Source organism: Yinghuangia sp. YIM S10712 (genome assembly GCF_051388935.1).
Classification (GTDB): domain Bacteria; phylum Actinomycetota; class Actinomycetes; order Streptomycetales; family Streptomycetaceae; genus Yinghuangia.
In genome coordinates this window covers 229,972-241,959 of sequence record NZ_JBPKBI010000001.1, presented here as the reverse complement: position 1 = coordinate 241,959, position 11,988 = coordinate 229,972, and the positions used below count along the sequence as shown (strand labels likewise).

Annotated in this window: 11 protein-coding genes; 2 read left to right on the top strand and 9 right to left on the bottom strand. The window is 70.5% G+C overall.

What is annotated here, in order from left to right; genetic code table 11:
* Positions 1-146: 146 nt before the first annotated feature.
* Together ACRX5W_RS01195 and purD are read right to left on the bottom strand one after the other, a co-directional pair.
* Positions 147-1,622 (bottom strand): hypothetical protein, encoded by a 1,476-nt coding sequence (locus tag ACRX5W_RS01195; RefSeq protein WP_436785986.1) that lies wholly within the window; start codon positions 1,620-1,622, stop codon positions 147-149.
* 360 nt (positions 1,623-1,982) lie between these two features.
* Positions 1,983-3,245 carry a phosphoribosylamine--glycine ligase gene (purD, locus tag ACRX5W_RS01190; RefSeq protein ID WP_436785985.1) on the bottom strand — a complete coding sequence of 421 codons (1,263 nt, stop codon included), beginning with the start codon at positions 3,243-3,245 and terminating at the stop codon, positions 1,983-1,985.
* Between the two features lie 387 nt (positions 3,246-3,632).
* On the opposite strand from purD, the gene ACRX5W_RS01185 reads away from it, so the two are divergent.
* The gene (locus ACRX5W_RS01185) at positions 3,633-4,124 is read left to right on the top strand and encodes a hypothetical protein (RefSeq protein ID WP_436785984.1); all 492 of its coding nucleotides are present in this window, start codon (positions 3,633-3,635) and stop codon (positions 4,122-4,124) included.
* On the opposite strand, the gene ACRX5W_RS01180 is transcribed toward ACRX5W_RS01185, so the two are convergent.
* From ACRX5W_RS01180 to ACRX5W_RS01155, 6 genes are all read right to left on the bottom strand, one after another.
* Positions 4,125-4,715 (bottom strand): hypothetical protein, encoded by a 591-nt coding sequence (locus ACRX5W_RS01180; protein ID WP_436785983.1) that lies wholly within the window; start codon positions 4,713-4,715, stop codon positions 4,125-4,127.
* Positions 4,706-5,263 carry an RNA polymerase sigma factor gene (locus ACRX5W_RS01175; RefSeq protein ID WP_436785982.1) on the bottom strand — a complete coding sequence of 186 codons (558 nt, stop codon included), beginning with the start codon at positions 5,261-5,263 and terminating at the stop codon, positions 4,706-4,708. Before ACRX5W_RS01175 ends, ACRX5W_RS01180 begins: the two co-directional genes overlap by 10 nt.
* A gap of 199 nt (positions 5,264-5,462) precedes the next feature.
* Entirely contained in the window at positions 5,463-6,068 is a 606-nt protein-coding gene (locus ACRX5W_RS01170) for a hypothetical protein (RefSeq protein WP_436785981.1), read from the bottom strand.
* A gap of 164 nt (positions 6,069-6,232) precedes the next feature.
* Complete coding sequence (locus ACRX5W_RS01165; RefSeq protein ID WP_436785980.1) at positions 6,233-6,946, bottom strand: GntR family transcriptional regulator; 714 nt, start codon at positions 6,944-6,946, stop codon at positions 6,233-6,235.
* A gap of 538 nt (positions 6,947-7,484) precedes the next feature.
* Positions 7,485-8,837 carry an aspartate aminotransferase family protein gene (locus tag ACRX5W_RS01160; protein WP_436785979.1) on the bottom strand — a complete coding sequence of 451 codons (1,353 nt, stop codon included), beginning with the start codon at positions 8,835-8,837 and terminating at the stop codon, positions 7,485-7,487.
* A 126-nt stretch (positions 8,838-8,963) separates the two neighbouring features.
* Positions 8,964-10,253, bottom strand: a complete 1,290-nt coding sequence (locus tag ACRX5W_RS01155; RefSeq protein WP_436785978.1) for an adenylosuccinate synthase — start codon at positions 10,251-10,253, stop codon at positions 8,964-8,966.
* Positions 10,254-10,375: 122 nt separating this feature from the next.
* On the opposite strand from ACRX5W_RS01155, the gene ACRX5W_RS01150 reads away from it, so the two are divergent.
* Entirely contained in the window at positions 10,376-11,398 is a 1,023-nt protein-coding gene (locus tag ACRX5W_RS01150; RefSeq protein ID WP_436785977.1) for a diacylglycerol kinase family protein, read from the top strand.
* A 70-nt stretch (positions 11,399-11,468) separates the two neighbouring features.
* Here ACRX5W_RS01150 and ACRX5W_RS01145 read toward each other — a convergent pair whose 3' ends face one another.
* Positions 11,469-11,885 carry a DUF3151 domain-containing protein gene (locus tag ACRX5W_RS01145; RefSeq protein WP_436785976.1) on the bottom strand — a complete coding sequence of 139 codons (417 nt, stop codon included), beginning with the start codon at positions 11,883-11,885 and terminating at the stop codon, positions 11,469-11,471.
* Positions 11,886-11,988 lie beyond the last annotated feature (103 nt).

Sequence of the window (11,988 nt, the reverse complement as noted above, 5' to 3'; positions counted from 1 at the left end):
CGGGGCCGGCTCAGGGCGTTCGCGTACCGCCCTCTTGTCGACGTCCCCCGGCCGCGGTCGGTTGCACCGGCGGCCACGCTGCGGGCCGACACGGGCACCGCGCATCTTGTCGACGTCCGCCGACGGCGTTCGGTTGCACGCGGGTGTCAGCCGCCGAGCCTGATCGGTTCCGCGGTGCGCACGCCGATGCCGTCCAGCCAGGTACGCAGCGGCACGTCGTCATGGTCGTCAACGGCGCGCCCGACCAGGCCGGGCAGGTCGGCGACGCGGTCGCGGGCGTCGGCGAGGACGGCGCCGTCGAGCCAGTCGACGGCTGCGTGCATGCGCCCGGAGTCCACCGCCGCGCAGGCGACGAGTGCGATGACGTGGTCGGTCATGTGCTCGGGGTCGAACGCATCGTGGCGGATCGTGGCCGATCCGGCGCGGCGGCCCCGCACGGGGCCTTCGCGGATGCGGTCGAGGACACGGCCGACGCAGGCCGGGCCGGGCCGACCGTCGGACGCGTCGAGCGCGTCGACCAGCACGCCCGCGCGCGCACGCCAGATCGGCTCGATCACTTCGCAGGGGTACTCGGACCAGCCGACGGGGCGCCGCTCGGCGTCGTCGGCGAAGATGTCGGCCGCGAGCCGCGACACCCGCGCGTCGATGCGCTCGGGCGCGACGAGAAGGTCACACGCCGGGCGTTCGGCGAGCCGGGCACCGAAAACGTCGGCCAGCCGGTCGCGTTGCGACAGTTCGGTGAGCGCGGCGACGACCCCGGCCATCAGCGCGTCGGGGTATCTGCCGAGGTCCCACGCGGGCGCGGCGAGGCGCGTCAGCAGGCGGTCCCAGCCCGCGTACGCGAGGCCCACCTGTTCGTGCGCGGTCGCCCGCAGCGGCGCGTCGACGTCCTGGGCGCGGGCCGACGCCCAGGCGGCGATGTCGCGTTCCATCACCTCGGCCTGACCGCGTGTCAGATCGACCAGTTGGCGGGCGAACGCGCGCGGCACCCGGCGCAGGGGCGCGGTCCACGGGACGACCGTGGCAGGTCGGACACGGGCGGCGTACGGATGCGCCACGGCGTCGAGGCGGCGCACCCAGGCGCGGGCGGACGCGATCACCGGGTCGTTCGCGGGCTCGGTGCCGGCGACGACCGGGGCGAGAAGCGCCCGCAGTTCACCGACGCGCAGCCACCACACGAAGGGTGCGCCGACCACGAGCACGGTGCGCGGGCGCGACCACAGGCGTCCGGGGTCCTGTTCGAGCCAGCTGTCGCACTCGGGGCAGACGCGCACTTCGTCGGGAGCCGGCACGTCCAGGTCGGCCGCGAGGTCGGCGATCATGCGGTGGAACTCGGGCGCGTCCTCGAAGCGCAGCGGCACCGCGCCGCTGCGCGGCCTGCGGACCAGCACGAGCCCGAGCGCGGCCCAGGCGATCAAAAGGGTGAGGGCCACCGCGAGGACGGCGAGAACCATCCCGGGAAGGCCGTCGCCGGTGCTGCGTGAAGCGCCGGTCAACAGGAGTACGGCGGCTCCGATCGCGCACAGGATCGTCCCCATGCGAACACGCAGCACGCTTTTCGCCCGCGCACGGGCCTCGGCGGCACCGGTCACCCGTTCGCCCCCATCCAGGATTCGGGTCACCCAGCACGGCCCACCCGGAGGCGGGCCGCGGAGCACGGCTCGCCGCACGGCGAACCACAGTGCTCGCACGATAATGCGACGAGTTCGCAGGTTCATCCCGTTCGGGGCGAACTCCATCCGCGAGAGTGAGCGGCGGGGCGATCACGGGGCCGATCGGCACAGTAAACGGATCACCAAGGAACTCGGTCAGGACCCGGATGCGCCCGGACGATCACATGATCGGAACGGCATCACGGCGGATCGAATCCACTCCGCTTCAGGACCGGATCGGTGCGACATGACGCGAAGTATTGGTTATGTGACCTCATATGACCGCATGTGACCGAACCGCGCCTCCGTGCTGCGGCTCGTGCCGATCCCCTAGCCGACGGTGATCTCGCCCTTGAGCGCGCGGGCGGCGATGTCCGTCCGGTGGTGTGAGCCGGCCAGTCGGATGCGGCCCACCGCCTCGTACGCGCGGTCGCGGGCGACGGCCAGCGTGTCGCCCGTCGCCGTCACCGACAGCACGCGCCCGCCCGACGACAGAATGCTGCCGTCCTCGGCGCGGCGCGTTCCGGCGTGCAGCACGAACGCGTCGGGCACCTCGGCCGCCTCCGCGAGGCCCTCGATCGGGTCGCCGGTGCGCGGCGTCGCCGGGTAGTTCTCGGCGGCGACGACGATCGTCACGGCCGCGCCGTCGCGCCACCGCAGCGGTTCGAGATCGCCGATCCGGCCGGTCGCACTCGCGTGCAGGACCGACGCGAGCGGCGTCTGGAGACGCGCCAGCACGACCTGGGTCTCGGGGTCGCCGAAACGGCAGTTGAACTCGATGACGCGCAATCCGCGCGACGTGAGGGCGAGGCCGGCGTACAGCACGCCCGAGAACGGGGTGCCGCGCCGGCGCATCTCGTCGATGGTCGGTTGGACGACCATCGACATGATGGCGTCGACCAGGCCGTCTGGCGCCCAGGGCAGCGGTGAGTACGCGCCCATGCCGCCCGTGTTGGGCCCGGCGTCGCCGTCGCCGACGCGCTTGAAGTCCTGCGCGGGCTGGAGGGCGATCGCCGCCGTGCCGTCCGTCACCGCGAACAGCGACACCTCGGGGCCGTCGAGAAACTCCTCGATCACCACCTGCCCGCACGACGCCGCGTGCGCGCGGGCCGCTTCCAGGTCGTCGGTCACCACGACGCCCTTGCCGGCCGCCAGGCCGTCGTCCTTGACGACGTACGGCGGTCCGAACGCGTCGAGCGCGGCGGCGGCCTCCTCGGGTGTCGTGCAGACATAGGAGCGCGCGGTCGGGACCCCGGCCGCGGCCATGACCTCTTTCGCGAAGGCCTTGGAGCCCTCCAGCCGGGCGGCGGTGCCGGACGGGCCGAAACACGCGATGCCGCGTGCCCGGACGGCGTCGGCGCACCCGGCGACCAGCGGGCCTTCCGGGCCCACGACCACCAGGTCGACCCCGAGCCCGGCGGCCAGGTCGGCGACCGACGCCGCGTTCATCGCGTCGACCTGCCGCAACTCGGCGATCTCGGCGATGCCGGCGTTGCCGGGAGCGCAGTAGAGGGAGTCGACCGCGGGGTCGAGGGACAGCGAGCGGCAGAGCGCGTGCTCACGGGCACCGCTGCCGATGACAAGGACCTTCACGGGGTCGAGCGTAGTGCCCCGCCGGCGGACGGCCCGCCGCCCGTCCGCCGCCCTCGTGCGGTGACCGTTTGTCAGCCTCTTGTACGACTCCCGCCGGGTTGGCCGGAAAACGGGGCAAACCGTGTCGGCTGCGCCTGTACATCTGCCGCCTTCCGGGGCGAACGGGTGTGCGATTCCCGCCCGCCGGACACCCTCTCACTTTATCCGGAAACGTTTATCTGAAATTCAGCCAGACGGCCGGGGGAAAAATATCACGAGACATGCCGTAGATCCCGGATAAAAGGCTGGCCGAAATCAAACTCCATCGCTTCACGCACAATCTTCCGCCGGGCTAGCATGCGCTTCCCTGCAAACACCTCGGTGCAATATCAGAAAATTGGAGCCACCATGACCAAGAAACGAATCGCCGCTGTTTCCGCAGCCCTGGCCACCGGCGCCGCCCTGCTGTCCGGCCCCGCCTCGGCCGCCCCCGAGCCTGCGGGCAACCACTGCGTGATCAACACCGACTCCGCCTTCCAGAAGTGCTTCGGCACCGTCGCCGAGGTCCACGAGTTCATCGACCAAAGCCGAACAAACACGGACAGCGCAACCAGTCGTGCCGCAGCAGCGGGCTCGTACACCGCCGCAGTGATCTGGGACTACGCCGGCTCTCCGGAGTCGAGCTGGGTGACCAGCGACTACCAGTGCACGTATTTCCACGTGGGAAACATCCCGTGGGCGATGAACGACAAAGCGTCGTACGTCGACGTCTCCCCCGGCTGCTATCTGAAACTGTGGACGCACACCAATCAGACGGGCCCGGTCGAGGGTTTCCCGACCGGCGGCTGGAATGTCACGCAGATAAACAACCAGGCCTCGTCCTGGGAGATATATCCCTGATCAGAAGCGCGCCGGGGCCGGCAACAGCGGCGGCAGCCCGGCCGCCTGGCAGAATCCCGGACCCGCCGGAAAAACCGCGGCGGTGTCCTTGACCACACACGCCACCAGTGGCGGCACGACGCGGTCCGGACCCGGATCGGGATGGAGAATCCCCGTCCGGGCCCCGGGGAGCAACGTTCCGTTTCGCCACAAATCGGCACACTGCTCGACGGCCGTGGCCGCGGCGTCCACCACACCGGCCCGCATGGTCTGGATACCGTGCATGGGATCGGCGTCGACATCGGTGTCGGTGTAGCAGTACACGCTCTCCCGGAGCACGGCCGGCTGCGGCTCGGGAAAGCCCAGCGACACCGCGACGCCCGTCGAGGCGACGATCGCGAGGGTCATCGCGCACAACCACCCGCGGCGGGCCCGCCCGGTCAGGATCCGACGCGGTGTCGGCCCGACCCCTGTACGGGTCGACACCGCGTCGGGGCGTGAGACGAGGATGTCCTCAAGCGTGAACCTCGCGCTCGTCGACAACTCGTCGCCGTGCGGTGGGGCCGGGTCGTTCGGCTGCATCAGCGTGCGGACACCGTCCGTCAGACGCATCGCTCCTCCAAACCCATCCGGGCCGGGACCGCCGGCTGATGCGGCATGTCCTCGGCTGCCCTGTCCTGCCGGTCGAGAGCCGTTCTCAGGCGACGTTTGGCCCGGTACAAACGCGCGGTGAACGCCGCGACCGAACACCGCATGACCTTGGCCGCGGACGGTATGTCCAAGCCCTCCCAGCCCACCAGCGCCAGCACTTCGCGGTCGGTCTCGCCCAGGCTCTGCCACGCGTTGACCACCGAGTTGCGCTCCGCCGCGCGGTCGGCCAGATCACGGCCCGGCTGGTCGCGCTCGACCATGAGCCGGGCCTCCAACATGAGCCCGCGGTGCTCCGCACGCTGGTGGTTCCGCACGACGCCGCGGCCGACTCCGTAGAGCCACGGAAGGGGTTCCGCCCGCGGCACGGTCTCCCAGCGCCGCCACGCAATCAGGAAGACCTCGGCCGCGACGTCATGTGCGGCATCGGGACCGACACGGCGCCAGGCATAGCGGTAAACGGCGTTGTAGTGCTCCCGGTATATGTCCCGGAACGCCTCATCCCGCCCCACCTGCACCCCCCGTCCCTCAACCGTCGCCTGTCTATGTCCGGATGCCCCCGCTTCCTTGCAGCACGGACCGAACTTTTTCCAAGGATGCACGCAGGATCCGCACTGCCCCCGGATAAATGGTGACGAACCGACCGAAGCAGCGCTGACATCCCGTCAGAGCGGTTGGCTGAAAAGGGAGTCGGGGCGCGGGGCCGACGGGTCAGGCGAACACGATCATCGAGCCCTGGCGCACACTCAGCTGCGCCGCGCGGTACAAAACCGCCCACACAAAGCGCTCACGGGCATACAAGGACGCGTCGTACGTCGGCTGCGGCAGAGGCGGATCGAGCAGGTCCACGCCGATGTACGGCGCAAGGTCCTCCAGTTCGCGCAGCATTCCCAGACTCGACCCGAGGGGCCCGCCGTCCTCCGGCAACGGCTCGTCCATCAGCGGACGGGGGAAGTCGACCGGCAAGTACGCGCCCGCGTGGTCGTAGTGCCACACCAGATGCGAGTGCTGCGCCGCCGCCTCGAAGGTCTCCAGCAGTTGGTCGTAGTCCTCGCCGAGCACATCGACCGGCGTCACGGGAAAACCCGTGCGGTGCAGCAGATACGCGCGGCGCAGGAAGTGCAGCGAGTCGTGGTCGAACGCCCCGACGGTCCACACACCCTTCTCCAGCCCCTCCGTCCACGCGTACACCGGCACGGGCGGAAGCCCCCCGGCCGTCAGGACCGTGTCGTACGCGGCCAGTTCCTCCTTGAAGGGATTCTCCGGGCTGTGGCACAGCGCGTCGACGAGCGGGACGAGCCAGACGTCACAGTCCACAGCGGAACTCCAGGCGGGGAAAAGTCGGGACAAGGGCAGCGGTTTCGCGGTGACACAGGGAACACGGCAGCGCGTGAACAGGGGAACACGCAAACGGCTGGACAACGCTAGCCGAGGTCCACGCCCGCGTCTCGTCGACCACCCGCCCCGGCTGCGCGGCCCGGCTAACCGGCATCCCCGCCCGCCGCCGTGACAAGCCGCTTCGCGAACGGGCGCATCGCGGCGACGTTGTCGCGCATGATGGCCTGAGCGCCCTCGGGGTCGCGGGCGACCATGCGGTCGACGAGTTCGCGGTGCCGCCGCCACGCCTCGGTCGGCACCTGCGCGGAGCGCAGATACGGGCCGAGGTACATCCACGCCTGCACCCGCATGAGCCGCAGCATTCCGGCCAACCGCACGTTGCCGGCCAACCGGCCGAGCTCGCCGTAGAACTGGCGGTCGACGAGCGCGGTCTCGGTGGTGTCGCCGTACCAGCGCACGGCGTCCAGCCGGTCGGCGAGCCGGGCGAGGACGGGCCCGGACTCGTCCGGCATCGTGCGCGTGATGCGGCCGACGAGGGGCACGCCGATGAGCTTGCGGGCCTCCAATATCTCGGTGAAGTCGGTCCACCCGTAATGCGCGACCTGGAAGCCGCGGTGGTGGCCGCCCGTGAGCAGTCCGTGCGCGGCGAGGTGGATCAGCGCCTCTCGCACGGGAGTTGCGGACACGCCGAATCGGCGCGCGGTGTCGTTCACGGTCAGCGACGCCCCTGCGGACAACCGCCCGGTCACCAGGTCGTCGCTGAGGGCCTCGGCGATCTCCTCGCGCAGGCTGATGCGGCGTACCGCGCCCGTGAACGAGATCCCGGTGAACACATCGTCGGATTCAGTCCGCTGCACGTAGGTCTCTTCTCACCCAGCCACCGATGCCCCCGCACCGGCGGACGTCCCCCATCCGATCCACTCGGTTTTCTGTTTCCGTGATGTGCGCGCTACTTTACGTTCGACCGCCGGGCCGGCGGTCTCGGCCTGTGGAGCCGGTGCAAGACCTGGACGGAGCGATCCGGACAGGCGGTCGGCGACGAAGCAGGAAACCCCTCAGCGCGAGCTGTGGGAGCCCCCTCAGTCAGGGGGAGAGGTCAAACGAAGGGATGTCCGGGTCTCGGTCTCTCTTTTCCCTTCGGGCGTCGATGGCATGGCGAAAGACACGGACTCGAAAACCGCGTGGGGCCACGGCTGTTCCGGAGCCGACGGATGCGGGTGATCCGTACGCCCGGAAACGGCCGTGGCCCCACTGCGGCGTCAGGCGCAGAACGCGTCGGCGACAGCGAGCGCCTCGTCGAGGATCGCGAGGCCTTCCTTCGCCTCAGCCTCGGTGGTCGTACACGGCGNCCCCCCCCCCCCCCCCCCCCCCCCCCCCCCCCCCCCCACTGCGGCGTCAGGCGCAGAACGCGTCGGCGACAGCGAGCGCCTCGTCGAGGATCGCGAGGCCTTCCTTCGCCTCAGCCTCGGTGGTCGTACACGGCGGCACGACGTGCGTGCGGTTCATGTTCACGAACGGCCACAGGCCGCGCGCCTTGCACGCCGCGGCGAAGTCGTTCATCGGGCCCGCGTCCGCGCCCGCGGCGTTGTACGGCACGAGAGGCTCGCGGGTCTCCTTGTCGCGGACCAGCTCAACGGCCCAGAACACGCCCAGGCCGCGCACCTCGCCGACCGACGGGTGCCGTTCGGCGATGGCCCGCAACTCGGGGCCGATCACCGCGTCGCCGAGCCACTTGGCGTGCTCGACGATCTTCTCGTCGCGCATCGCCGTGATCGTCGCGACGGCCGCCGCACACGCCAGCGGGTGGCCGGAATACGTCAGGCCGCCCGGGTAGGGGCGGTCGCGGAACGTCTCGAAGACCGCGTCCGAGATGATCACGCCGCCGAGCGGCACGTAGCCGGAGTTCACGCCTTTCGCGAAGGTGATGAGGTCCGGGGCGACGTTCCAGTTGTCCACCGCGAACCACGCGCCGGTACGGCCGAATCCGGCCATGACCTCGTCCGCGATGAAGAGGATGCCGTATTTGTCGCACAGCGCCCGCACGCCTTCGAGGTAGCCCGGCGGCGGCACGAGGATGCCGGCCGTGCCGACCACGGTCTCCAGCACGACGGCGGCCACCGACCCCGGCCCTTCGAACACGATGGTGTTCTCCAGGTGCTCCAGCGCCCGCGCGCACTCCTCGGCCTCGGTCGTCGCGTGGAACGGCGAGCGGTACAGGTACGGCCCCCAGAAGTGCACGATCCCCGCGACGTTGGCATCGCTCGCCCAGCGCCGCGGCTCACCGGTCATCACGATCGCGTTGGCCGTCGCACCGTGGTACGAGCGGTACGTCGAGAGCACCTTGTGCCGCCCGGTGTGCAGCCGGGCCATGCGCACGGCGTGCTCGATCGCCTCGGCTCCGCCGTTGGTGAAGAAGACGCGGTTCAGGTCGCCGGGAGCGCGTTCGGCGATGAGGCGGGCGGCCTCGCTGCGCGCGTCGTTCGCGAACGCGGGTTGGACCGTGCACAGCTTGTCGGCCTGCTCCTTGATCGCCGCGACGACCTTCGGGTGCTGGTGGCCGATGTTCGTGAAGACCAACTGCGAGGCGAAATCGAGGTAGCGGTTGCCCTCGTAGTCCCAGAAATAGGCGCCCTGCGCCCCCGCGACCGGCAGGGGGGCCACGTGCCCCTGCGCGGACCAGGAGTGGAAGACATGCGCGCGGTCTGCTTCGTACACGGCCTTCCCGGCCGCCGGGTCCACTGTGGTCATGGGGCACAGCCTAGAGAGCACCCGACAGGCCCGAAACGGGCGCACTGTCGGTCGCCGGCCTCCGAGACCGACACGGAGTCGGTCTCGGAGGCAGCGCAATCCCTCTCGGGCGCCCGGGCGACCCGCCTACCGGTCCAGGAACGACCGGACGGCGATCGTCTGGTCGCGGCCCGGCCCGACGCCGATCGCGGAGATCGGCGCCCCGGACATCTCTTCGAGCGCCTTGACGTAGTCCCGCGCGTTCTTCGGCAGGTCGTCGAGGCTCTTGGCCTGGGTCAGGTCCTCCGACCAGCCCGGCAGCATCTCGTACACCGGCTTGGCGTGGTGGAAGTCCGACTGCGACATCGGCATCTCGTCGTGCCGCACGCCGTCGATCTCGTACGCGACGCAGACGGGGATCTGCTCCCACCCCGTCAGCACGTCCAGCTTGGTCAGGAAGAAGTCCGTGAGCCCGTTGACGCGCGCCGCGTACCGCGCGATCACCGCGTCGAACCAGCCGCAGCGCCGGTCGCGGCCGGTGGTGACCCCGAACTCGCCGCCGATCGTGCGCAGCTTCTCCCCGTCTTCGTCCAGCAGCTCGGTCGGGAACGGTCCCGAGCCGACGCGGGTCGTGTAGGCCTTGAGGATGCCGATGACCCGGCTGATCTTGGTCGGTCCGATGCCGGAGCCGGCGCACGCGCCGCCCGACGTCGGGTTCGACGACGTGACGAATGGATACGTGCCGTGGTCGACGTCCAGCAGCGTTCCCTGGCCGCCTTCGAGCAGGACGACCTTGTCTTCGTCGAGCGCTTTGTTGAGGATGTACGTCGTGTCGGCGACGTAGTCCTTGATCGCGTCGGCGTACTGGAGGTATTCGTCGACGACCGCCTGCACCGACAGTTCGCGCCGGTTGAACATCTTGACCAGCATCTGGTTCTTGTCGCGCAGCGCGCTCTCGACCTTCTGCTGGAGGATGCCGGGGTCGAACAGGTCCTGGACGCGGATGCCGACACGGTTGATCTTGTCCGCGTACGCCGGACCGATGCCCCGGCCCGTGGTACCGATCTTCCGCTTGCCGAGGAACCGTTCCGTCACCTTGTCGAGCGTGCGGTGATAGGGCGTGATGAGGTGGGCGTTGCCGGAGATCAGCAGCTTCGACGTGTCGACGCCGCGGTCCTGAAGCGTGTGGATCTCCTGAAGCAGCACACCGGGGTCGACGACGACTCCGTTGCCGATGACCGGGGTGCACCCCGGTGTGAGGATGCCGGAGGGCAGAAGGTGCAGCGCGTACTTCTGGTCCCCGATGACAACCGTGTGGCCGGCATTGTTGCCGCCCTGGTATCGGACCACGTAGTCGACCGAACCGCCGAGCAGGTCGGTGGCCTTCCCCTTGCCCTCGTCTCCCCATTGGGCACCGACGAGCACGAGTGCGGGCATGAGGCGTACACCCCTTCCAGGCGGGGCATGTTTGTTCACGGGAGCCCCGGAAAGTCCAAGCCCCTTGACGCCTGCGCGCAAGGGGCTCTTGCGGGGAGAGGTTACCTGAGGAAGGACGACCGGTGTCGGCCGAGCGTGCGCTGCTCGTGATCACAGACCCCGCGGCACGCTCGGTGGACGGCGAGTCGGTACGGGTCGCGCTGGACGTTTTGCGGGCCGCGGCCCCCGCGAAAACCGTGGTTCCCGCCGATGCCGCCGAGCTCGAACGGGCCCTCGTACGCCGCGGCCGTCGGCGTGTCGTGGTGGTCGCCGGCGACGGCGGCGTGCACTCCGTCGTCCGGCTGCTGGAGCGACACGGCGAGCTCGCCTACACCCCTCTCGGGGTGGTCCCGGTCGCCGCGCACGCCGGCTCGCCGAACGGGCTCGCGAAGGCGCTCGGACTGCCCGCAGAGCCCGCGAAAGCCGCTCGTGTGGCACTCGGCGACCACGACCGCGCGCTCGACCTTCTGGTGGACGACCTGGGCGGCGTCGCGCTGCGCTCGGTGCGCATCGGCAACGGTGTGCGCGCCATCCGTCCCGCGTCCCTCGCGGGCCCCGCCGCACGCAAGACGCTGCGCCACATCTGGGACCGCGCGGCGCACACGGTGTCCTCGGCGGTCGGCCCGGCCGGGCACCGGCTGCGGGTCGAGGCCGACGGCGAAGTGATCGCCGACACCGACCGCCCGCTTTTCTCGGTGCACGTCGGATGTGACGATTGCGACAATCGCCCGGTGGAGACGACGCCCTCCGTGGACCTGCCGTCCGCAACGGTGCAGGAACGGTCCGTCAACATCGCCGGCGCGGAGGCCGGCGCCACCCGCACGCAGCCCGCGCCCGCGATCGGCACCGCCAGCGTCATGGTCACCGGCTACCCGGCCGTGAGCCGCTTCGGCCTCCCCGCGCAGACGCGCGGCGCCGCGCGCCCGCACGAGGACTGCTCCACACCCGGCCCGCTGGTCGAAATCCGAGCGCGCGAGATCACGGTCTGCGGCCACGACTTCACCTATGAGGCGGACGCTATGACCACCGGGCCGGTGCGGCTGCGCACCTGGACGGTGCGTGCGGGCGGCTGGCGCCTGTATGTCCCGGAAACGCCGATCGCCTGACACACGACCGGTCCGAGTTCTGCCCTGACGTTCCGTCAGGTCCTCACGACGACAGGGACCTTACGAGCCGTCAGCCCTCCAACGCGTCGGCCGCCGCCTTGCTGCTCTCGCGCAGGAAGAGCGTGCAGCGCACCTGCTCCTCCTCCTCGCCGATCGCGCCGGCCGCCCGCGCGAGCGCGTGCAGGGCACGCAGAAAACCCTGGTTGGGCTCGTGCTCCCACGGCACCGGGCCGTGGCCGCGCCAGCCGGCCTTGCGCAGCGCGTCGAGGCCGCGGTGGTAGCCGGTGCGGGCGTAGGCGTACGACTCGACGTGGTTGCCGGCGGCGAACGCCCGGTCGGCGAGCGCGGCCCACGCGGCGGACGACTTGGGGTACTTGGCTGCGACTTCGGACGGGTCGGTGCCGGCCGCGAGGAGTTCGCGGGGCTCCGGTTCGTCGGGCAGCAGAGTCGGGTCGGGACCGCCGAAGAGGTTCTGGTCGATCGTCATGCCCCCATCCTGCACCGGTCCCGCACCACGACGTGCGCGTGGCCCGGCGCCGCGAGGACGCCGGGCCACGTCGGAACCTTTCGGCAGGCCCTTTTGGGAGGAC

Excerpts from the sequence above, each read along its gene's own strand:
- ACRX5W_RS01185 (WP_436785984.1), top strand. The coding sequence starts at position 3,633 with ATGACCAAGAAACGAATCGCCGCTGTTTCCGCAGCCCTGGCCACCGGC.
- ACRX5W_RS01180 (WP_436785983.1), bottom strand. The coding sequence starts at position 4,715 with ATGCGTCTGACGGACGGTGTCCGCACGCTGATGCAGCCGAACGACCCG.
- ACRX5W_RS01160 (WP_436785979.1), bottom strand. The coding sequence starts at position 8,837 with ATGACCACAGTGGACCCGGCGGCCGGGAAGGCCGTGTACGAAGCAGAC.
- ACRX5W_RS01155 (WP_436785978.1), bottom strand. The coding sequence starts at position 10,253 with ATGCCCGCACTCGTGCTCGTCGGTGCCCAATGGGGAGACGAGGGCAAG.
- ACRX5W_RS01145 (WP_436785976.1), bottom strand. The coding sequence starts at position 11,885 with ATGACGATCGACCAGAACCTCTTCGGCGGTCCCGACCCGACTCTGCTG.